The organism is Allorhizobium pseudoryzae, from assembly GCF_011046245.1.
Classification (GTDB): domain Bacteria; phylum Pseudomonadota; class Alphaproteobacteria; order Rhizobiales; family Rhizobiaceae; genus Neorhizobium; species Neorhizobium pseudoryzae.
The window spans coordinates 484,592-506,365 of the sequence record NZ_CP049244.1; the positions used below are offsets into that span (position 1 = coordinate 484,592).

The following is a 21,774-nucleotide window of genomic DNA, read 5'->3' on the forward strand; positions in this document are numbered from 1 at the left end:
GGAAAACCATGAACCCGTCACAGTCCACGAAGACAGCCGCGCTGACCAGCTTGATACTGGCCGCAGGCATCCTCACGGCGTCGGCCCAGACAACCCTGACACTGACCCATTCCTCACCCGCGGACAGCCACTTTGGCCTTGCGGCGACAGCCTTCAAAAAGGTGGTAGAAGAGAAGTCTGGCGGCACGATCAATGTGGTGATCCAGCGCATGGACAACGAGCGCGAAGCACTGGAAAGCGTGCAGTTCGGCTCTCAGGAATGCGCCATGGGCTCAGCCGGCCCGCTCGGCAATTTCGTAGCCGAGACCCGCGTCCTCGATGTGCCGTTCCTGTTCGACAGTTACAAGCACGCGCGCGGGGTACTGGATTCGGACGTGGGCCAAGAGCTCCTGGCCCTTTTCCCGGCGCATGGTCTTTACGGCGTCGCCTGGCTGGAAAACGGCTTCCGCAATCTGACGACCGGTTCCAAGGCCGTGCATTCGCCGGATGATCTGCGCGGCATGAAAATCCGCACCATGGAAAACCAGGTGCATATGCAGGCTTGGCAGGCCGCCGGCGTCTTGCCGACGCCAATGGCCTTTTCCGAACTGCCTTCGGCCCTGCAGCAGGGCACTGTCGACGGTCAGGAGAACCCGATCCCGGTGATCCTGTCGAACAATCTCGACATGATGCAGAAACACCTCTACCTCACCCGCCACGTCTATTCGCCAGGCATCTTCGTCTGCAACCCGGACTTCATCGCCGGCCTGACGGACGAGCAAAAAGCCGCAGTGGAAGAAGGCGGCAAGGCCGCATCCGCCGCCAATCGGGCACGGGTGGAGCAGGACGAGACAGCGGGTATCGAAACACTGCGCAAGCGCGGCATCGAAGTGGTCGAGGTGACTGACCGCGACGCCTACCGCAAGGCCATGGCATCGGCCAATGCCGGATTCGAAAGCCAGTTCGGCGCCGACCTCCTGAAACGCATCCGCGACTGGAAAGCTCAATGAGTTCAGCGGCCACTCTGATCCGTCGCACGGACAGGATTATTGCACGGGGGGTGGCATTTACCGCCTCCCTTGCGCTGGCCGTCGCGGTAACGTCCAGCTTCTGGCAGGTGATGGGGCGCTTCCTGTTCCATACGCCTTCCAGCTGGTCGGAAGCACTGACCCGTCTCGCCTTGGTCTGGATGGTGCTGCTCGGGATTTCCGTTGCTCTGCGCAAAGGCGCGCTCGTTGCCATCGATCTCGCGCGAGAGGCGACCACGGGCAGGTTGCGCCGTAGCATCGAAGCCACCACGCTCGTCTCCTGCCTGATCATGTTTGTCACCCTCTTCTGGTTCGGCATCGCAACGGCCCAACGTGTCCGGATGCAGGAAATGGCAGGTCTGGAGATTTCCATGGCCTGGGGCTATGCCGCCATTCCGGTGGGATCGTTCTTCGCGGCCCTTGGGGCGATCGTGCACTTCATCCAGTCAGGAAAGGAGACAGCACAATGACCGGTGCACTCGTCTCCGCAATGCTGGTGCTCTTCGCTATTTCGGTTCCCATCGCCATCGCGATTGGGCTTGCGTCGATGATCGGGCTGTTCGGCTTCACCACCCTGCCCGCCATCGTGGTGCCCCAGCAGATCTTTATCGCCCTCGACAAGTTTCCGCTGGCCGCAATTCCCTTCTTCATTCTTGCCGGAAACCTAATGGAGGTTGGCGGCCTGTCCCGCCGTCTCGTCGAGTTTGCACGTGCTTTCGTCGGACAGATCCAGGGCGGCCTTGCGGCCACCTGCGTGCTGACGTGCATGCTGTTCTCGGCAATTTCCGGTTCAAGCGTCGCCACAACATTCGCCGTCGGCGTCGTGCTCATTCCAGCCATGCGCCAGTATGGCTATCCGGTCGGTTTCGTCGCCGCCCTTATGGCCACCTCGGCAGAGCTCGGCGTCATCATCCCGCCGTCGATCCCGATGATTCTTTACGGCGTCGCGACCCAGACCTCGATCCCGCAGCTCTTCCTCGCCGGGATTCTGCCGGGCCTGATGATCGCTGGGGCCTTGTTGATGACGGCTGTCATCTGGTGCCGGGTCAAAGGCTGGGGCAAACGCGATGGCGAAGGCAGTCTGCCACGCCTCACGGCCATAAGGCGCGCTGTCTGGGCCCTGCTGATGCCTTTGTTGATCATGGGCGGCATCTATGGTGGCGTCACGACGCCGACGGAGGCCAGCGTCATCGCAGTTGTCTATGCCATGGTGGTGGGTTTGTTCCTCCACAAGGAGATGACATGGGCGGATCTGGTCAACGCCTTCCGCAAGTCAGTTGTCACCTCCGCCGTCATCATGTTCATCATCGGGACTGCCAGCCTGATGGGTTACCTGCTCAATCGGCAGGGCGTGCCCGATGCTGCGGCGCTTTGGCTGACAAGCACCTTCGACGGTCCGGCGTCGCTGATGCTGGCAATCAATGCAATGCTATTCATCATCGGCATGTTCATCGAAACAGGGGCGAGCATCATCGTTCTTGCGCCGATCCTCCAGGATGCCGCCGCGCGTGTCGGCATCGAGCCAGTCCACTTCGGCACCGTCATGGTGGTGAATCTGGCACTTGGCATGATCACGCCGCCGCTCGGCGTCAATCTCTTCGCCGCGGCACAGATTGCTGGTTGTTCCGTAACGCAGATGCTGAAGCCGTTGATGGTCTTCGTCGGGGTCATCGTGTTGTGCCTTCTGGTGATCACCTTCGTGCCCGCGGTCAGCATGACGCTGCCCTCCTTGATGGGACGCTAATGGCCCCCTAAACATGCCTGCCCCGGCTGCGGGGCAGGTCCATTTGTCCATCTCTGGAAGAGTTGCTACCTCATGACCGGCTCCCTGATCCAACAACTGCAGGATATCGTTGGCCGCCGCTATGTTCACACCGGTCTCCGGGGCACCCGGCGCTTCCGCAGGGGCTATCGCTATGGCGATGGCGAGGTGCTGGCCGCTGTCGAGCCTGGGACGCTGGTCGAGCAGTGGAAAGTGCTCGAAACCTGCGTTGCGGCCGATGTTGCCATCATATTCCAGGCGGCAAATACAGGACTGACCGGCGGATCAACCCCGTTCGGCGATGGCTATGATCGCCCGATCGTCATCATCTCGACCCTCCGCAACACGCGCATCGATTTGCTCGACAATGGACGACAGGTGCTGTGCTTGCCGGGAGCAACGCTGGATCAGCTGGAGCGGCGATTAAAGCCGTTGGGACGAGAGCCGCATTCCGTGATTGGTTCCAGCTGCATCGGTGCATCGGTGACGGGGGGCATTTGTAACAATTCCGGCGGCTCGCTCGTACAACGCGGCCCGGCCTATACCCAGCTGTCCCTGTTTGCGCAGGTGGATGCGCAGGGCTGCCTGCATCTCGTCAATCACCTCGGCATCCGACTTGGCGGCGAACCGCTGGACATCCTGACCCGGCTTGATGCGGGCGATTACACGGATGCGGATGTGGACTTCCCGCAAGGCGTGCAGGCCTCCGACATCGAATACAAGGAGTACGTGCGCGACATTGCAGCCAGAACTCCTGCCCGTTTCAACGCCGATCCGCGCCGCCACTACGAGGCGTCAGGCTCGGCGGGCAAGATCGGCGTCTTTGCCATCCGGCTAGACACGTTCGCCGTGGCCGAGCAGGAAAAGGTCTTCTACATCGGCACGCGTGACCCGGCCGAATTGCAAACCATCCGCCGGCACATTCTGGCCAACTTCAAGACACTCCCGATCGCTGGGGAATACATGCATGCGGACGCCTTCCGCGCAGCTCAGATCTGGGGGAAGGATCTCTATTTTTTCATACGAAAGTTCGGCACCGTTAACGTGCCCCGCGCCTTTGCGGCCAAGAGTTGGTTTGACGGCCTGACGGAGCGGTTCGGCTTCGGCAAGACCATTTCCGACCACCTGCTGCAATGGGCGAGCCGTTTCCTGCCAGAACAGATTCCCGATCGGCTGATCACCTACCGCGACACCTATCCGCACCATCTGATGATCCGCGCGGGGGATACCTGCATCGCAGAAATGCGGGACTACCTGACGTCGATATTCCCCAGCGCGGCCGGCGATTTCATCGAATGCACGGAGGCCGAAGGCAAGGCGGCCTTCCTCAACCGCTTCACCGTCGGTAGCGCGGTGGTGCGCTATCGGGCGGTGCACGGGCGTACGGTGGAGGATATAGTCGCGCTTGATGTCGCACTGCCGCGTGACACGATCGAGTGGTTCGAGACACTGCCCGACGAGATTTCGCACAAGATGGCGCTGAAGATATATGTCGGCCATTTCCTGTGCCAGGTCATGCACCAGGAATATCTGGTGAAAAAGGGTGTGGACTGCGCCGCACTGGAACATCAGATCTGCGCGCTTTTGGACGCACGCGGTGCGGAATACCCGGCTGAGCACAATGTGGGCCATCTTTATGAAGCAAAGCCTGCACTGCGTGATTTCTACCGCGGTCTTGACCCCACAAACACCTTCAACCCCGGCATTGGCAAAACCTCAAAGTGCCGTCACTGGCATGAAACGCCGCATAGCAGACCGAGCCGTTGATCCCGTTGCAATTGCGACGGTTCAGCTGCAAATCAGGGGCTTCAGGGGCGAGGGAAAGATGCATGATAGATGGTTGCCCCTCGTGATCCCGACCAGTTCTGGCAGCACCCTCGGCGTTTGGGCGATCTGCACCGCCGCAAAGCCGACCATGGTGCCACCGTTTAGGGAAGGCGACTGTTCGCCATCCTCTTTTGGTGCGTTCGTCTATTGTTCTGAAAATGAAACTCAGCCCGCCGAAGGTGATGCAGGCGTGTACTGATCTTGGTCGTTGCTTCGTACGACACGGTCTCGTCCTTGGGCTTTTGCCTGATACAAAGCTTTGTCCGCTCTAAGTAAGGCGCCACTGATGTCTGCTTCTCCGGGAAGCACCGAGGCGACCCCGAAACTGGAGGTGATGCGCAGTGTGGTAGCATCGAAGGTGAAGGCGAGCCTGGCCACGGCGCGCCGCAGACGTTCCGATACCGCGACGGCCTTCTCAGCGGATCCTTGAAGCGCCACAGCAAACTCTTCACCACCTAAGCGGCCGACCAGCTCAAAGTTCCGCAGATCTGCCTTGCAGGCGACGACAAGGGCGCGCAGGACCTCATCTCCGGCGGCATGGCCAAATCGATCGTTGACAGACTTGAAGTGATCGACATCCAGCATCACAACGGAAACGTCTCGTGCATTTTGCATAGCCAAGTGACAGAGACGGCCGCATTCCGATAGAAAATGCCGTCGCGACAGGGCGCCTGTCAGCGCATCAACGTACGCAAACTCGCGCAGTTCGAACTCGCTCGACGCCATCTGCGCTAAATTTTCCATAACGCGCATCTCCTTCGCCGAGAACTCGCGTGGTTTGGTATGAATCGCACAGATCGTGCCGATGGGGCGTCCATTCGATGTTCGTAGAACCGCGCCGGCATAGAAACGGAGAGGCGTTTCTTGCGTGAGGAGACAGTGGTTGTGAAACTCGGCACTTTTGCCCGTATCGCAGATGACGACCGGCCTGCCTTCTCGCCATGTCGCCCTGCAAAAGCTATCTTCCAGCGAGATATCTGTGAGATCAAGGCCTTGGATCGAGCGAAATCGCTGCCGACCTCCCTCGATCAAGGAAATCGCGGCGACGTCTACGTCGAAGATGTCTCTCACGAGGCTCGCAATACGGTCGAAGGCTTCTTTGCCCATGCCGTCTTTACTTAGCGCTTCTAGCATAAGCGAGTCCTGTCGGAAATTCCGCGTGAAGTTCGCATCTTCCTGTCAGTATTCACGGGCTGAATCCGGTAGTCGGATATTTATGTTACCCCGACGGTAAAGCTACGCAGGAATTTGCGGAGAATTAGTTAACGCTCAATCGTCGATCATTCGCTTGCTAGATGTTGATCCCATACTTGGTGCAATTTTCTCGCGCGAGTGGAGGGACGCACTATGGGCCAGGTTCTGCACGGGAGCGCCATGACGACAGAGGCTCTCCGTCGGGCCATACAAAAATAGTCAAAAAGAGCCACACTCGACGGTGCTTCCCTAGAGCGGAAGGCAATCATTGTTGCGTTCCGCCGGCACGTTGCTATCTCTCAACATCTGCCTTTATGCGCTCCAGCCGACAATGTCGCATCTATCTCCATGCTGTCGGCTCGGACACGGGACGCTGTTCTGTGGCCCCTTTTGACCGCCGCTTCGGCTCGTCGGTAAGAGGCGTTTCGAATGCGACGTCATCAGGCTGAATCCCGTGCCTTGACCACCTAGACGAGCCTCAACGTTTATCCGCAGATCTCACAGCGAGCGCCAGCCTGTCTCGCATTGTTTCGAGACAGGCTGGCTAAGTTAGCTCTCTGATGGCCGGATCAGCCGCCTTCGCCTTGCTGCCGCGGTCGTTCAGCTGGCAAGGGAGATCAGTCAGCATTAGAATTTTGTTGCGAAATTTACCCATACGGAGTCGCCCTGAGAGCGATTTTTCGCGTAGACGTCATGTTGCCAGGAGGCGCTGACCTGTAACCCCGGGTTGAAGCTGTAGGTCAGCGAGGGGCCGATGGCAAAACCTTCGCCGCGATGGCCATCCGCCCTCGCGGTCGGACCTGCGTCATCGGTCAGTTGCTTGATGAAATAGCCGACGGCGCCGGCGCGGATCTTGCCGAAGTTCCAGCCGACCGCATAGTCAAGCACGAATTCATTGCCGGTCTTGTAGTCGGTCGTGGTGTTCTCGGTGTTGAAGATCATGCGCGCCGCGGCGGCGAACTCCAGTCCCTCCGGATCAGAATAGTGATAGCCGAGCGTCGGCTGAAACGACCAATGGTTTAGACCCGTATTGGCCAACGCGTGTTCATCATAGGAGCCCGTTGGTATGCCGACGTCGAGGCCCAGTATGAAAGTCTGGTTTCTGTCGGGATGCCAGGCCAGACCGATGGTGGTGGTGGCATCGCCGATGTTGAAGGCGTTGTCAGAGCCGAACGCGGTATCGAGATCCAGATGGATCACCGGCAGAACGAGCTGACCCCAAAGCTGCGCCTCGGCGATTTGGATATCCGACACATACATGAAGCGCATTGTCTCGACGGCGGCCTTGACGCTGAAATCGATCGGAACCTCATTACCGTTGCTGTCATTCGTGCGGTTGGCGCTGAAATAGCTTGTTTGAGACAGAAAATAGAACCCTTCATAGGGCGGAATGGCACCGCCGTAGAATTGCGACGCGCCGGGCGCGTATTGGCTGTTGCCGTTCTCGGCAGCGAAAGCGGGTGCCGCCGAACAGGCCAAAGCTGCAACCAAAATGCTCGAATGGATTTTCAATTCGTCCTCCTCATGATCCCGGGGCCAACCCAAGAGCTGGCGGTTCGTATTCACTGGGGAGATCGCAATGCCCGCCGACCGGGCTGCGTCCTGAACGAAGCAAGCTGCCAACCTGAACCAGGATGGCAGAGATGCGACAACACAGGCGTCAGAGCGCTTACAACTCGCTCACGACGCTTCAGGCCTTGATATTTTCTGATGCTCTCCCCGGCTTTTGGGTACGGCAGGCAATTGGCATTTGTAAAATTTTGATTGAGAATATTATGTATTCATCACAATAATGCCTGCCCCCGCGAGTTCTGGTCCCGAGCGGTGAGAATAGTCGCGGCGGACTTCAATCTTTCGCGCACCCAGGTCAAGGCCGGATCGCGCGAACGATAGCTGTGCCATTGTGCGGACTGCTCGAGGAGCGGCAGGTCGAGCGGCGGCGCGACCATTGTCAGCCCCCCAGTCTTGAGCATTTCGGTTGCCAAAGTTTTTTGGACTAGCGCCAGCCGATTGCTCCGGCGCACCAGCACGGACAGCGTGGAGAAGGCGTAAGTCGAAACCTCCACCCGAATAGCAAGGCCGACCTCGCGGCACGCCCGCTCGGCGAAGCTTTCCCCGCCATTCGGCGGCCGCATCACCACATGCCCTGACGTCTCGAACTGCTCCCTCGTGATTCTCTCCCCCTCTGCAAAGCGGCTTGAGGAATCCGTGACGCAACAGATCTCGTCGGCAAAGAGCACATCCGAGGGATGCTGAGTGGAGCAAAACACCGATGGCGCGATCAGCAGATCCGCCTCGCCCTTCTCTAGAAGCAGATGCGGGAAATTTTGTTGCGGTTTGAAATCGAATTGAAGCCCCGGAGCTTCGGCCGCAGCGATTGCGAGGAAAATCGGGATTAACGTGTGAAGCGAATAATCAGAAACTACCATGCCTATCACGCGCCGTGAATCCGCGGGATTGAATGACGGCGTGGAAACGACGGCGCTGTCGATCCGTACGATGATGTCGCGCAAAGGTTGCTCGAGAGAGACGGCGAGCGGAGACAGTTCCATTGTGCGTCCGACCTGGATCAGCAGCGGATCGTCGAAATATTCGCGCAGGCGGCCCAGCGCATTGCTCATCGCCGATTGCGTGATGAACATTTCCTCCGCAGCGCGGCTGACATTGCGCAGACGGATCAGCGCGTCGAGCGCAACCAGCAGATTGAGGTCGAGGTTCTTGAAACGCATGGGCTCCTCCACCTATTCATCATATCAATAGCAAGGATTGAAACAACCAATTTCATAAACGTTTTGCTTTTCGTTAAGTCTTGGTCAGGGAGGAGCCGTCGGTCGGCCGCGCAAGCGGGCCACTGTCGGTTGCCGCCTGTCGCGCCGAAGCGATCGGCGCCAGAGAGTTGAGGAGGCGTTGTGTTCAAATATTTCCCTACGAATTATGTCTGGAACCTGTCGGTCGATCTGTCGATCGAGATGGGCGCGCGTATCGGGGAGATCGAGGATATGTGCGCCCCCCTTCAGGAAGCGGCCAAGGCTCCGGACGCGGCGGGCGTCATTGCTTTTCGCCAGACCTGGGTGACCATGGGGGACAAGCTCATTGCGCTTGCCGAAGAGGACGAGGCCAGAGCCCGCACACTTTCCGCAGGCGACAAGCTCATCCGCGCCGCAAATTATCTGCTCACTGCCGAACGGCTGCAGGCGCATGGCTCCGAAGGACGCGTCGCGCTTTACCGTCGCTTTCTCGATACGTTCGAAAAGGGCCTGCGCCTGTCGGGCTCTCCATGCCGTCGCGTCGAGATCCCCTATGAGGGAACACGTCTGTCGGCGCTCTATGTGCCCGCCGAAGGCGTAAGCGGACCCCAACCGTTGCTGGTCCAGGTCAACGGCCTCGACAGCACCAAGGAAATGAAGTTTCTCGTCGGCCTGCCCCGATGGCTTGCCAAACGCGGCGTGGCCTCGCTGGTGGTCGATCAGCCGGGCACTGGTGAAGCGCTTCGGCTGCAGGGGCTTACGGCGCGCTATGACAGCGAACATTGGGCAAGCCGCGTGGTGGATTGGCTGGAGACGCGCGCAGAGGTCGATCCCAAGCGGATCGGCATGGAAGGCGTGTCGCTCGGGGGCTACTACTGCCCCCGCGCCGTGGCCCTCGAGCCGCGCTTCGCCTGCGGCGTCGTGTGGGGCGCCAATCATGATTGGCGCGATGTCCAGAAGAAGCGCCTCGCCCGCGAAGGCAATTTTCCGGTGCCGCATTATTGGGCGCATGTTCAGTGGGTCTGGGGCGCGAAGGACATGGATGACTTCATGCGGATCGCTGAAGACGTCCACCTCGACGGCGTCCTCGACCGGATCCGCGTCCCCTTCCTGGTCACCCATGGCGAAAAGGACAGCCAGATCCCGCTGCACTGGGCGCAGGCCACCTATGACCAGCTGGTCAACAGCCCCAAACGCGAACTGAAGATCTTCGACGCCCGCACCGGCGGCGTCCAGCACTCCAGCTTTGACAACTCTGCCAATGCTGGTGCTTACATTGCCGACTGGGTGGCGGAGGTCCTTGGCGGCCGCACCGCACAGGGAGACGCAGCATGACGGTCAAGCTGATGATGTTTGGGCGGCGCGCTCCGGGCCAGACCATCGCCGAAAACCGCCTTCACATGAAGGATGTGCACGGACGGCTGGTCCTCGACTATATTGCCGCCGATCCGCAGAGCGGCCCGCGCAGATACACGCAAAATCACGGCCTGGACGGCGTCTTCGCAGACGATGAGGCTGCTCCACTTGCCCTGCGCCTCGGTCTCGATTTCGTCACCCAGATCTGGTTCGAGGATCTGACGTCGCTGAAGGCCTCCCGGGAGACACCGTTCTACCACGAGCAGCTGCATCCCGACGAGTCACGCTTCGTGGATGTCGCCAATGTTATAGGACAGCCGTTTTCGGAAGAATTCACGCGGGGACCGGCTCCTGGTCCAGCCGATATCAAGCTGTTCGTCGTCAGGCCGCGCGGCGCGGACGCCATCGACCTGTTCGACAGCCTCGCTTCGGACGAGGTCGCCTTTTCCGGCTATTGCCGCAACTTGGCTGTCACGCCAGGGCCGATCGGAGTCGTCGACGAAGTCTGGGCGCGCGACGAAGATGAAGCGCGCCGTCTGCTCGATCATTGCCGCCAGGCGTTAGACGCTGAGGCGACGTACGGCAAGCATTCCGCCGCCTATCTCATAGCCCGCGAATACAGACTGTTTGCCGGCCGCTAAGGCGCCGGTTGAAGAGAGGATCATCATGAACATCATCGGACCGGACTGTCTGGTTTTCGGCGTGGACAACGTCGCCGCTGCCGCCGCCTATCTCCTCGACTTCGGCTTGCAACCCATCGATGTCGATCACGCCGGCGGCCTGTTCGCCGCGCTTGACGGCACCGGCATCATCATCAAGCATAAGTCCGACCCGTCGCTGCCCGCGCCGCTTCCCACCGCCAATCTTCTGCGCCAGCAGGTCTATGGTGTGCGTTCGACGGAAGATCTCGATGCGATCGAGGCCGAACTGTCGAAGGACCGCCGCGTCACTCGCCTCGCCGACGGCTCGATCGAAACCCGTGACGCGCACGGCTTCGAGCTCAAGTTCCAGGTCACAATCCGGCGGGTGCTCGACATGCCGGCCGAGAAGATCAATGCGCCCGGCGCCCCGGCCCAGCGCAAGCCCAACGAGATCGGTGTCTGGGAGGAAATGCCTGCCGCGCCCCGGTCGCTCAGCCATGTCGTGCTATTTGTGCCCGATATCGAGATCGCAACCGATTTTTACTGCAACCGGCTTGGTTTCGTGATCACCGACGTGCTCAAGGGCGCTGGTCCGTTCCTGAGGCCCAAAGCCAATGACGACCATCATACGCTCTTCTTCATCCGCACGCCCGAGTATATGAAGGGCTGCGAGCATCTCGCCTTCCATATGGGCGGACCGACCGAACTGATGGTCGCGGGCACCCGCTTCGTCAAAAAGGGCTATCAGAGCTTCTGGGGTCCGGGCCGCCACAAGTTCGGCTCGAACTGGTTCTGGTATTTCAACAGTCCACTCGGCTGTCACTTCGAATATGATGCCGACATGGACAAGCATGACGACAACTGGGTGGCGCGCGAGGCACCCATGAACGCCGAAAACTCGCAGATCGTGTTGTTCGAAATGCGCGAGAAATGGGCGCCGGGTGGCCCGCCTCCGGGCGCGAAGGGCTAGGTCGATGCCGGCTGCGGCCTCGCATCTGGTGGGTCTCTGCCTGGCCGGCGATATCGGCGAAGGCGAAGCCAAGGGCTTCGGTCCAGTCCGAGGATATCACCGCAAGATCATCGTTCTGCGTAAGGCAGGAAAGCTGCATGCCTGGCTGGACGCTTGCCCGCACTATCCGCAGGGCACGCCGATGGCCTGGAAGTCCAACGCCTATCTGAATGGCGACGGCACGCATGTCGCCTGCCATTCACATGGAGCGCTGTTTGACATGGAAACGGGAGAATGCGTCTTGGGTCCCTGCCTTGGGCAAGGGCTGACGCGTGTGGAGTTGACGGTCAACGAGCAGGGCGAGGTTTTCGCCGCTCTGGCCGCGGAGGAGGAAGCACTATGAATGCAGGCATCACGAAGGCCTTGATCATCGGCGGCGGCTTTGCCGGGATGACGGCGGCGGCGCGACTGGCGCGGCAGGGCGTCGAAGTCGATCTTCTGGAAATCGATCCGGGCTGGCGATCTTATGGAGCTGGCATCAGCCTGCATGGTTCGACCCTGCGGGTGCTCAAGGAGCTCGGCCTCATCGACCGCTTCATGGAGGAAGGTTTTGCATCCGATGGCGTGGAGATGCGCGGTGCCGACGACCGCATCCTCGTGACGCTGCCGACGCCGCGCGTGGCGGGACCCGATATCGCCGGCGGCGGCGGCATCATGCGGCCTGCGCTCGCCAAGATCCTGCAGGAGGCGGTCCGCGCCGCCGGCGTCAATGTCCATCTGGGGACAACCTTTTCGACCATTGAAAACCAGGAGGACGGCGTTTGGGTCGCGTTTGGCGATGGCAAGCCTCAGCGATACGATCTTGCCGTGGGCGCGGATGGTCTCTATTCCAGCGTTCGCGCCAAACTGTTTCCTGAAGCGCCCAAGCCCCGCTTCATCGGTCAGTCCGTCTGGCGCGCAGTGCTGCCGAGGCCAGCCGAGATTACCACGGTCACTATGTGGATGGGCCCCAACCTGAAGGTTGGCCTCAACGGCGTATCGCGTGATCTCGCTTACCTGTTTTTGACGGAGGACAAGGAAGTCAATGACTTCGTGGCTCCCGAGAGCTTTGTGGAGACGCTGCGGGCGCTTCTAAGGAAGTTTCCGTCTCCAATCATCCAGGCTATCGCCGATCAGTTGTCCGAGGAACATCACGTCATCTACCGGCCGCTTGAGCAGATGCTGCTGCCGCGCCCCTGGCGTGCGGGGCGCGTGGCGCTCATCGGCGACGCTGTGCATGCAACAACGCCGCATCTGGCCGCAGGCGCCTGCATCGGCATCGAGGACGCCATGGTGCTGGCCGAGGAAGTTGCGCGCGCTTCGACAGTGGACGATGCGCTTGCCGGCTTTGAGGCACGGCGCTGGGAGCGTTGCCGCATGGTGGTCGAGAATTCCGCACGCCTGGCCGACATCGAAATCCACGGCGGCAGCCGCGACGAGCACGCCGCCATCATGCGGCAATCCATGAAGACACTCGCGGAGGCGATCTGACCGCGTGGACGCATAACGAGGGAGAGCGACCGCGTCCGCTATGAGCGGCGACGGATCGGGAGGAACGAAAAAATGACAGGACAGAAATATGGCGCGGGCGGAACGGCCGCGCTGGTGGCGGCGCATTGCGCCGGCATGCTCGATCTCATCGCATTGCCGGTCTGGGTCGGCGCGCTGGTGGAGAGGTTTGGCTTCAGCCCTCAACAGGCAGGCGGCATTGTGACTCTGTTTCTTCTCGGCGCCGTGGCGGCCAGTGTCTTCGTGGCGCCGCGGGTTAACCGGATCAACCAGAAGCTGGCTGCAACAGCGGGCTATGGGGTTGCAGCCCTTGCCTTTTTTGCCGCCTCGACGCAGTCAGGGTTTGTAGAACTGGCGGGGCTTCATCTCGTCGCAGGCATGTCGGTTGGCGCAGCGCTATCGATGGTGCACGGCGCGATCGGGAAATCGGCAAATCCCCATCGCCTCTTCGCCCTGGCGGGAATCGCGATCGGGCTTCTTGGGATTGTCCTGCTCGGCGCGTTGCCGCAATTGATGATCGCCTTCGGGGGAGCAGCGCTGTTCTGCGCGTTCGGTCTCGTCATGGCTGTCGCCTGTCTGTTCTGCGCCACCCTCTTCGTCAATCCTGATCGTGGCGAAGCGCATGGATCCGCGCCGCTCGGCCGCGCCGTCTGGTTCACGGTCTTTGGTATCAGCGTCATGACCTTCAATCAGTCCATGGTCTTTTCCTTCGTGGAAGTGATCGGCAAGCTGCGCGGCTTTCCCGCCGAAGGAGTGCTGGGCGTACTGATCGCCCTCGGCGTGGTCAATTTTGTGGTTCCCTCGCCGCTCGCAGCAATCCTGCAGAAAAGGCTTGCTGCAGAACGGGTGGTCCAGATCGGCCCCGCCGTGCAGGCGGTCTTTGCCCTCATCGTGACGAGCGTAACTGTTTTCGCTCTCTGGGCGCCGGTCGCAGCCTTCTTCGTCGCCATCCAGATCTTCACCCATACCTTCGCCTTCGGCCTGCTCGCACGTCTTGACCCGACCGGGCGGGCTGTCGCAGCCACGCCAGCGATGCTGATGATCGGCGCTGCGCTTGGCCCGATCGCAGGCGGCGCTCTTGGGCAGAACCTCGGTTTCGGCGCGCTTGGGGTGGCGGCAGTGGTTGTGGCGGCTGTTTCGATTGTCTTCTTCACCAAAGCGAGGTCCGCATGAGTGAGCTTCCCGCGATCACCCGAGTGGTGACCGGCCACGATGATGATGGCTGGTCAATGGTCGCCCAGGTGGGTCCTTTGCCGACTGTCGTTGAACTCGAAGCCATACCGGGCACCGTGTTCCATGAAGTATGGGCGACCACTGGCGCGCCGGTCGTCGTCGGCAATGGCGACGATCCGACCCTCGGCCCGCTCGTGCTGCCGCCGCCAACGCGCGGAACCCGTTTTCGCTTCGTCGACATTCCACCGGACACGGAAGAGTTTCTTGCGCATGGCGCAGCAAAAATGGGCGCGGCGTTCTCGGAAATCGGCGACGAAGCCGCCTCGACCGTGACCGAAGAATCCCCCCATCCGCTGATGCATCGAACCCAATCCATCGACTACGGCGTGGTGATCGCAGGCGAAATGACGCTGGTGCTCGACAAGGGCGCGGTACTGCTGAAACCGGGTTCCGTCGTCATCCAGCGTGGCACGAACCATGCCTGGGCCAATCGCTCGGGTCAGATGTGCCGAATGTTGTTCGTGCTGATCGACGGGGTCTATGAGCCAGAGATCGCTGTGGCGCTATCTGACCGCTGATCGGAATAATCGTCGGGAGAGAATGATGAAACTTGCAACCTATAAAGATGGCAGCCGCGATGGCCAACTGTGGGTGGTCTCCAAGGATCTTGCACTGGCTGCCCCTGCAGTCGGTATCGCTTCAACCATGCTTGAAGCGGTCGAGACCTGGGACGCGGCATCCACCCGGCTGCAGGCCCTCTACCAGCGCCTCAACGCCCGCGACGAAGCCTTCGCCACGCGTTTCGAGCCGGAACGTTGCATGGCTCCCCTTCCCCGGGCGCCGCAATGGCTGGACGCATCGGCCTTTCTCAACCATGGCCGCCTGATGGACAAGGCGTTCAACAACCCGCCCAATCCCGACTTCGAAACGATCCCGCTTGTCTATCAGGGGGCAAGCGATGATCTGCGTGGCCCCGTGGATGATGTTGAGTTCACTGACGACAGCCTGTCGATCGACATGGAGGGCGAATTCGGGGTGATCGTCTCGGACGTGTCCATGGGCATCAGCGCCGAACAGGCGATCTCGCATATCCGGCTTTTGGTGCAGATAAACGACTGGTCGCTGCGCAAACTCGGGCCTCGGGAAATGCGAGCAGGCTTTGGCTGGCTCCAGGCCAAACCTTCTACGGCCTTTGCCCCGCTCGCCATCACGCCGGATGAAATTGCGCCCTTCTGGGACGAGGCGCGCGTGAAGCTGCCGCTGCATGTCGCGATCAATGGTCGCGAGGTCGGACGCGCAAACGGCGCGGAGATGCATTTTTCCTTTGGCGACATCATCGCCCACTGCGCCCGCACAAGAAGACTGTCAGCCGGCTCCATCATCGGTTCAGGAACGGTGTCGAACGCCGATCGCGCCGCGGGTTCCTCCTGCATTTCGGAAATCCGCGTGATCGAGCTTCTTGATCAGGGCGCCTCCGCCACGCCTTTCCTCACCTGGGGCGACCGGGTGCGAATGGAGGCGCGACTCCCCAACGGTTCTGCCCCCTTCGGCGTCACGGATCAGCGCGTGGTGAAGGCGTGATGCGCGTTCTCGTCACCGGCGCAAGCGGCTTTCTGGGCGCAGGCCTGGCAGGGCGACTGGCGCGAGCCATGCCGCATCTGAACAGCCTGACGCTCACCGATCGACAGTTCACCCTCTCGAACAAAGACATCGCCGGCGCTGAGATGAAAGCCGGCGACCTGACCGACGCGGATTTCTTGGACGCCCTGTTCGAACCCGGCTTCGATTTTGTGTTCCATCTCGCCAGCCTGGCCGGCGGCCAGGCCGAAGCAGAACCTGAACGTGGTCTGAGAATTAATCTGACGACGCCTCTGGATCTGGCATGGCGGACTGCGAAACGCTGCCCCGGCGCGCGCTTCGTCTTCGCCTCATCGATCGCCGTCTATGGCGAGGTTGCCGCGGACGTGATTTCAGAGGCGACGCCGGCATCGCCGGGACTGTCCTATGGCGCCCATAAACTGATGACCGAGATCTTCCTGAACGACCTTGCCCGGCGGCAGGAGTTGTCGGCAGTCAGCCTGCGCTTCCCGGGTCTAGTGGCACGTCCGCCAACCGAAAGCGGACACGGCTCCGCCTTCATGAGCCAGATGTTTCATAAAATCGTCTCCGGCGAGGATTTCGCAAGCCCGGTTCCGGCTTCGGCGCGGTGCTGGTGGATGTCGAGATCAGCGGCGGTGGATACGCTTGTGCACGCCGCCTTTCTGCCGTCGGATGCGCCACGTTTGCTATTGCCTCCAGCGCTCCGCGCCACGATGGCGGAGATGGCTGAGGCAATCGAGACCGTGACTGGCCGGAGGGGTTCTATCCATTGGGGCGAGGACGCGCGGCTAACCCGGCTGTTTGGCGCAATGCCGAAGATCGACGCGTCGCTGGCACGCAGCCTTGGCTTTGCCGGCGACAGCGATCTTGAAACCCTGGCCCGAGCGGCCCTTTCCGGAGAGTGACCATGAAAATCGTCGATCTGTCCGTCGCCATCGACAACGACACGCCAGCAGATCCGCCGGGTCTCGGTCCAAAAATCATCTATTCCGATCATCAGGTTGGCGCCGAAGAGGTGATGCGCTTCTTCCCCGGCCTCAACCAAACGGATCTTCCGGGCGCGGAAGGTTGGGCGGTGGAGCAATTGACGCTGACGGCGCATGCCGGAACCCATCTCGACGCGCCCTGGCACTTCGCCTCGACCATGAACGGTGGCGAACGGGCTTGGACGATCGACGAGGTTCCTCTGGACTGGTGTATCCGGCCTGGCGTGAAACTGGATCTCCGCCACCTGCCGGATGGGCATGTCGCCACCGCTGACGAGATCCGCGCCGCTGTGGAAGCGACAGGCGGCCAGCTTGAACCCTTTGACATCGTCCTCGTCAACACGTCGGCAGGTGCAGCCTATGGCCGGCCCGACTATATCGGCCGCGGCTGCGGCATTGGTCGGGAGGCGACCCTCTGGCTTCTTGCGCAGGGGGTGCACATCACCGGCACCGACGCCTGGTCCTGGGACGCGCCGTTCAGGATCACCGCCGAACGCTTCGCCGCCACCGGCAATGCGGGGCTGATCTGGGAAGGCCACAAGGCGGGGCGAGACGGCGTCTTCCTCCACATGGAAAAGCTGACGCGCCTCGACGATTTGCCGGCGCGAGGGTTCACGGTGTCGTGCCTGCCGGTCAAGATTCGCGGCGGCTCCGCCGGCTGGTGCCGCGCGGTTGCGATGATTGAGGACAACTGAAGTTCACGGCTGGATTTCAGGTTGCGAGTGTCTCGGCATTGCGTTGATCCCACCATCGGCGCCAAAGCCTGACCCAGTCAAGCAGAAGGAACGCCCATTGGTCTTGCTGAGATTCGAACCGTCACCCTGTCATCACCAGTCTATGACCGGCGAATTGATGGTGTGGCTTCCATGCTTACATACGACAAAGTCTCCACCATAACAGGGAAGCAAGAAGCCTTTTAGTTCTCTAAGTACGACGACTCTCTCACGATCAAGGCGGGCGCCGGAGCGGAAATTTCGGGCGGGGCGTCTGCGCCATCGATTTCCTGAAACAGACGTGTCAGTGCCAGGCGCGCGATATCGTCGAGAAACAGGTTGAAGGCGGTAAGCTTCGGCGTGCTCTCTCTGGCGCGCAATCCGTCATAGCGCGTGACAACCCGGACATCCTGCGGAATGCGCCGGCCTTTTCCCTTCAAAGCCTGAACCACGCCAGTCGCAAAAGTATCGATCGGGACAAGGATCGCATCTATCTGCGGGGTCTGTTCCAAAAGCTCGCACGCGGCCCTGTATCCAGCCGCCTCCCCTTCGATTTCACTCAAGCGACGGATAACGGGGGCCATACTGTTGCGCATGGCAAAGTCGAGATAGGCGACTTCCGCGTCGCGGTAGGATGCTCTTGCGGTCTTGCCAACGAAAAGCGCCACTTGCCGTGCCCCGGTGGAGGCAAGATGAGCAAGCGCTTGCTCCGTGATCATGGTGGCATTGAGAGCCACATGGGGAATTCTGGCTTCCTTGTGGAGCCCAACCCGGCCAATCGTCACAAGCGGCATTCCGCGCCGGACGAGATCGGCGACATGCGGGTCGTCCGACGACGGTTCTATGAACAAGACCCCGTCCGCCTCCAGATTGAGAAATCCCGGATGGTCCACGGCAACCGGCGGCACCAGAACCAGCGACATCTGCCGCTCCAGTGCTGCAATGGCTGCGGAGGCGGCAATCTCCATCATGAATCCTAACCTGGAAGGTCCGGCGGATACCGCAAACGGCATGGAGGAGAGGACCGCGACGGTGTTTGCCTTGCCTGTCCTCAGGCGCCGGGCGCCGAGGTTCGGCACATAGCCCAGTTCAGCAATCGCCTTGTCGATCCGTATTTTCGTCTCGGCATCAACATAGCGGGCGGCATTGATACAATTGGAGACTGTTGCCGGTGACACGCCGGCACGCTTTGCCACGTCGATCAAGGTCACACGCGGCTGGATTTTTTTCATTTTGCCGTCTCCTTAATCGTATTTCGCCCACCAAATAGGCATACTGCCTAAACGGGCACCAAATAGGCATTTTTCCGCGAATGGTCTTGACTCATAGGATAGTAAAACGTTTTAATGGTCACATCAAAGCTGAAATTCAATAGTAAAACGTTTTAATACGGGAGAGTGAAATGCTCGACAAACTGCAGGGTACACCAGCAAACGATCAGGTCACCATCCGCCGCCGAGCAACGGGATTAACGCTTCATGACCGCTCACGTTCTGCCGGTGGCTATACGCTGTTTGCGCCCCAGACGGCTGCCGGTGCCGTTTATCTCGTCGACATCCACGGCGACGTTGCCCATCAATGGACCATGCCTGTGAGAGCCGGGCGTGATGCCGTCATCCTTCCAAACGGCAACCTGGGCTATAACGGCAGCCATGCAACGTCGCTCGAGCTTTATCCCGCGTGGAACCTCTGGCACGGCGGCGATTTCTACGAGGCGACGCCAGACGGAGAAATCGTGTGGCGTCACGAGGACCCGCGCCATCACCATGATGCGCAATGGCTTCCAAACGGCAACCTGCTCTATACCGCAGCAGAAGCCATGCCAGCACACCTCGCCGCCCGCGTCATTGGCGGCGACGAGCGAAAGGACGGTGCGGATGGCGTGATTCAGAGCGACGTGGTGACGGAGGTCAATCGCAAGGGTGAAGTCGTCTGGGAATGGAAGGCCTGGGAACATCTCGATCCCGCGGACTTTCCGGTCCACACCATTTTCGACCGCAGGCACTGGCCGATGATCAACGGATTGTCCGTCACACGGGATGGTCTGATTCTGATGAGCCTGCGCGTGACGTCGGGTGTTATCGCAGTCGATAAGGCCACCGGCAAAGTTGTCTGGCACGTCGGCCCCGACGTCGTGGCACAGCAGCATACGCCAGTGGAGACGAGCACCGGCAACATTCTTGTTTTTGACAATGGCAACCTGCGCAAGGGAGTGACCTCCCCTCATTCCCGCGCGCTTGAATTTGAACCGGCGTCGGGCAAGCTTGTCTGGCAGTATGCAGACCCGTGCGCACCCTGCTTTTTCTCTCCTTATATGGGCGGCGCAGAGCGGCTGGAAAACGGCAATACCTTCATCTGCGAATCCGCCTTTGGTCGCCTGTTCGAAGTTACGCCGCAGGGAGAAACGGTTTGGGAGTATGTCATTCCCTTCTTCGCGCCGTATCCGAAGGACGTGGGTCCCTACATTACCGGCGAGCACAACAGCGTCTTTCGCGCACACCGCTATCCGGCCAGGGCCATTTCCTGGCTTTAGCTGAGCAGCAAGACACTGAAGGCATCACGGCTCATCTCCCCCACGACAGCGAAAGGCAAAAACATGACCGACAGGTCTTCTGGTTCAAGCTTGGCGGCGAGCAGGCTGGCGGCATGGGCGGGCTTTGGGCGTGCAGTCGCGGCGGGGAGCGTAGCGCCGTTTGCATCCTTTGCCATGGCACTTCTCGCCTGGACACTGGTGGCAGGCTCGGGGGCTTTTCCCGAAACCATCTTTCCGGATCCGGTTGCCGTCTATCAAGCCGCATTGGAGATGATCGAGAGCGGCGTGCTTTGGTCCGATATCGGCGTCTCCATGAGCCGGGCCGCAATCGGCTTCCTGATCGGCGCCTCTCTGGGGGTGGCCGTCGGCCTTCTGACCGGCCGCGTCCGCATCGTTCGAATGCTTCTCAACCCGTTCATGACGCTTCTCAGGCCCATCCCGGCCATTGCGCTGGTACCCGTTGCCATTGTCTGGTTCGGCATTGGAGAGGGGTCAAAATACTTCGTCATCTCCTACACGGTGTTTCTTGCCGTATGGTTCAACACGCATCACGGCATGGAATATGTCCCTGAGATCTACGTGAGGGCATCGCGCTCGCTCGGTGCTTCGCGGGTGCGCGAGTTCTTCCTCGTCATCATTCCCGCCGCCGCGCCGCACATCCTTGCGGGGATCCGCCTCGGTGTCGCCCTGGCCTTTCTCAGCCTCGTTGCAGCCGAACTATCCGGCGCCTCGTCCGGTCTGGGATACCGCCTGCAGGAAGCGCGCCAGTACATCCGCACGGACCGGATGTTCGCATTGCTGATCATTCTGGGCGCCATTGGAGCCCTCATTGACTCCGTTGCCCACTGGATTGGCCGAAGGCTTGTCCACTGGGAACAAAGCTAAACGGAAGGAAAGCTGTTGATGTCCATGCCAAACCACGCACCGTCAGGCGAAGGGCGGGTCGAAATCGATCACGTCAGCATTACTTTTTCATCACGCAAGGCGACATCGCTTGCGCTGGCTGAGACCAGACTGACACTTGCGCCCGGCACGTTCACCGCGTTGATCGGCCCTTCCGGTTGCGGAAAATCCACGCTTTTGAATGCCGTTGCCGGTTTCGTGGAGCCGAGCGGAGGCCAGATCCGCATCGATGGCCAGCCTATCGACGGTCCGAGCCGTCAGGTCGGCGTCGTCTTCCAGCAGTATGCGCTCTTTCCTTGGTTTACGGCTTTGGGGAACGTCAAGTTCGGGCTGGCCCGGTTCAACCTTCCAAAGGCAGACCTTCACCACCGTGCCATGGCAGCGCTGGCGGAAGTCGGTCTTGAGGGACAGGCTGACAAATATCCGGGACAACTCTCCGGCGGCATGAAGCAACGGGTAGGAATTGCGCGCACACTGGCGTTCGAGCCGCGCGTGCTGCTGATGGATGAGCCGTTTGGAGCACTGGATGCTCAGACACGGCGCGTCATGCACGAACTTCTGCTGCGCATCTGGGAAAAGCATCGCATGACGGTGCTTTTTGTGACCCACGACGTGGATGAAGCGCTGCTGTTGGCCGATGAGGTGCATGTGATGTCGCCATCACCCGGTCGCATCATTCGTTCCTACACGCTCGACATGCAGCGCCCGCGAGCGCTCTCGCGTGACAACATCGACCTTCTCGATATGCGCGAAGACATCATCGCGCTTCTGAAGCCGCAGGCCGAAGACAGCTACGCCCTCGCATGACCAGCCTCCATCCCCATACATAAAACCGA

General features: G+C 60.5%; 22 protein-coding genes and 2 pseudogenes. 18 read left to right on the forward strand and 6 right to left on the reverse strand.

Translation table 11 applies throughout. From position 1 onward, the window contains the following. Positions 1-8 precede the first annotated feature (8 nt). From dctP to dld, 4 genes are all read left to right on the forward strand, one after another. Entirely contained in the window at positions 9-989 is a 981-nt protein-coding gene (gene dctP, locus G6N78_RS21150; RefSeq protein WP_165223538.1) for a TRAP transporter substrate-binding protein DctP, read from the forward strand. Continuing rightward, a complete protein-coding gene (locus G6N78_RS21155) occupies positions 986-1,477 on the forward strand; it encodes a TRAP transporter small permease (protein ID WP_165223541.1) in 492 nt (163 codons plus the stop codon). Before dctP ends, G6N78_RS21155 begins: the two co-directional genes overlap by 4 nt. After that, positions 1,474-2,751, forward strand: coding sequence for a TRAP transporter large permease (locus G6N78_RS21160; RefSeq protein WP_165223544.1), 1,278 nt, complete (start codon positions 1,474-1,476; stop codon positions 2,749-2,751). The genes G6N78_RS21155 and G6N78_RS21160 overlap by 4 nt, the downstream gene beginning before the upstream one ends. A 72-nt stretch (positions 2,752-2,823) precedes the next feature. Next, entirely contained in the window at positions 2,824-4,536 is a 1,713-nt protein-coding gene (gene dld / locus G6N78_RS21165; protein ID WP_165223547.1) for a D-lactate dehydrogenase, read from the forward strand. 225 nt (positions 4,537-4,761) lie between these two features. Here the strand turns inward: dld and G6N78_RS21170 are convergent, their stop codons facing one another. After that, positions 4,762-5,730: a sensor domain-containing diguanylate cyclase gene (locus G6N78_RS21170; protein WP_165223550.1), complete on the reverse strand. Its 969-nt coding sequence runs from the start codon at positions 5,728-5,730 to the stop codon at positions 4,762-4,764. Between the two features lie 213 nt (positions 5,731-5,943). Here G6N78_RS21170 and G6N78_RS21175 point away from each other — a divergent pair. Next, a pseudogene (locus G6N78_RS21175) lies at positions 5,944-6,136 on the forward strand (IS481 family transposase); the annotation flags it as partial. Between the two features lie 281 nt (positions 6,137-6,417). On the opposite strand, the gene G6N78_RS21180 reads toward G6N78_RS21175, so the two are convergent. Together G6N78_RS21180 and G6N78_RS21185 are read right to left on the reverse strand one after the other, a co-directional pair. Beyond that, on the reverse strand, positions 6,418-7,302 hold the full coding sequence (locus G6N78_RS21180) for a SphA family protein (protein ID WP_165223553.1): 885 nt from the start codon (positions 7,300-7,302) through the stop codon (positions 6,418-6,420). A gap of 272 nt (positions 7,303-7,574) precedes the next feature. After that, entirely contained in the window at positions 7,575-8,519 is a 945-nt protein-coding gene (locus G6N78_RS21185; RefSeq protein ID WP_165223556.1) for a LysR substrate-binding domain-containing protein, read from the reverse strand. A gap of 180 nt (positions 8,520-8,699) precedes the next feature. Between G6N78_RS21185 and G6N78_RS21190 the strand changes: the two genes are divergently transcribed. From G6N78_RS21190 to G6N78_RS21235, 10 genes are all read left to right on the forward strand, one after another. After that, a complete protein-coding gene (locus tag G6N78_RS21190) occupies positions 8,700-9,872 on the forward strand; it encodes an alpha/beta hydrolase family protein (protein ID WP_165223560.1) in 1,173 nt (390 codons plus the stop codon). Continuing rightward, entirely contained in the window at positions 9,869-10,534 is a 666-nt protein-coding gene (locus G6N78_RS21195; RefSeq protein WP_165223563.1) for an EthD domain-containing protein, read from the forward strand. The genes G6N78_RS21190 and G6N78_RS21195 overlap by 4 nt, the downstream gene beginning before the upstream one ends. A gap of 25 nt (positions 10,535-10,559) precedes the next feature. Further along, on the forward strand, positions 10,560-11,504 hold the full coding sequence (locus G6N78_RS21200) for a VOC family protein (RefSeq protein WP_165223566.1): 945 nt from the start codon (positions 10,560-10,562) through the stop codon (positions 11,502-11,504). A gap of 4 nt (positions 11,505-11,508) precedes the next feature. After that, the gene (locus G6N78_RS21205) at positions 11,509-11,886 is read left to right on the forward strand and encodes a Rieske (2Fe-2S) protein (protein WP_165223570.1); all 378 of its coding nucleotides are present in this window, start codon (positions 11,509-11,511) and stop codon (positions 11,884-11,886) included. After that, a complete protein-coding gene (locus G6N78_RS21210) occupies positions 11,883-13,013 on the forward strand; it encodes an FAD-dependent oxidoreductase (RefSeq protein ID WP_165223573.1) in 1,131 nt (376 codons plus the stop codon). The genes G6N78_RS21205 and G6N78_RS21210 overlap by 4 nt, the downstream gene beginning before the upstream one ends. Before the next feature lie 72 nt (positions 13,014-13,085). Further along, entirely contained in the window at positions 13,086-14,204 is a 1,119-nt protein-coding gene (locus G6N78_RS21215; RefSeq protein WP_165223576.1) for an MFS transporter, read from the forward strand. Then, positions 14,201-14,782, forward strand: coding sequence for a cupin domain-containing protein (locus tag G6N78_RS21220; protein ID WP_165223580.1), 582 nt, complete (start codon positions 14,201-14,203; stop codon positions 14,780-14,782). The genes G6N78_RS21215 and G6N78_RS21220 overlap by 4 nt, the downstream gene beginning before the upstream one ends. A gap of 25 nt (positions 14,783-14,807) precedes the next feature. Further along, positions 14,808-15,785 (forward strand): fumarylacetoacetate hydrolase family protein, encoded by a 978-nt coding sequence (locus G6N78_RS21225; RefSeq protein WP_165223582.1) that lies wholly within the window; start codon positions 14,808-14,810, stop codon positions 15,783-15,785. Further along, entirely contained in the window at positions 15,785-16,708 is a 924-nt protein-coding gene (locus G6N78_RS21230) for an NAD-dependent epimerase/dehydratase family protein (RefSeq protein WP_165223584.1), read from the forward strand. Before G6N78_RS21225 ends, G6N78_RS21230 begins: the two co-directional genes overlap by 1 nt. Next, positions 16,705-17,484: a cyclase family protein gene (locus G6N78_RS21235; protein ID WP_165223586.1), complete on the forward strand. Its 780-nt coding sequence runs from the start codon at positions 16,705-16,707 to the stop codon at positions 17,482-17,484. Before G6N78_RS21230 ends, G6N78_RS21235 begins: the two co-directional genes overlap by 4 nt. 221 nt (positions 17,485-17,705) lie before the next feature. On the opposite strand, the gene G6N78_RS21240 is transcribed toward G6N78_RS21235, so the two are convergent. Then, complete coding sequence (locus G6N78_RS21240) at positions 17,706-18,473, reverse strand: substrate-binding domain-containing protein (RefSeq protein ID WP_234906074.1); 768 nt, start codon at positions 18,471-18,473, stop codon at positions 17,706-17,708. 159 nt (positions 18,474-18,632) lie between these two features. Next, positions 18,633-18,734 (reverse strand): annotated as a pseudogene (locus G6N78_RS26080) (LacI family DNA-binding transcriptional regulator); the annotation flags it as partial. 170 nt (positions 18,735-18,904) lie between these two features. Between G6N78_RS26080 and G6N78_RS21245 the strand changes: the two are divergent. Beyond that, entirely contained in the window at positions 18,905-20,035 is a 1,131-nt protein-coding gene (locus tag G6N78_RS21245; protein WP_165223588.1) for an aryl-sulfate sulfotransferase, read from the forward strand. Here the strand turns inward: G6N78_RS21245 and G6N78_RS25855 are convergent. Further along, positions 20,032-20,211: a hypothetical protein gene (locus G6N78_RS25855; protein ID WP_234906075.1), complete on the reverse strand. Its 180-nt coding sequence runs from the start codon at positions 20,209-20,211 to the stop codon at positions 20,032-20,034. The genes G6N78_RS21245 and G6N78_RS25855 overlap by 4 nt on opposite strands. On the opposite strand from G6N78_RS25855, the gene G6N78_RS21250 reads away from it, so the two are divergent. Then, positions 20,210-20,920 (forward strand): ABC transporter permease, encoded by a 711-nt coding sequence (locus tag G6N78_RS21250; protein ID WP_234906076.1) that lies wholly within the window; start codon positions 20,210-20,212, stop codon positions 20,918-20,920. The two genes, G6N78_RS25855 and G6N78_RS21250, sit on opposite strands and share 2 nt — an antisense overlap. 18 nt (positions 20,921-20,938) lie before the next feature. Further along, positions 20,939-21,745, forward strand: a complete 807-nt coding sequence (locus G6N78_RS21255; protein ID WP_234906077.1) for an ABC transporter ATP-binding protein — start codon at positions 20,939-20,941, stop codon at positions 21,743-21,745. The last annotated feature ends 29 nt before the right edge of the window (positions 21,746-21,774 follow it).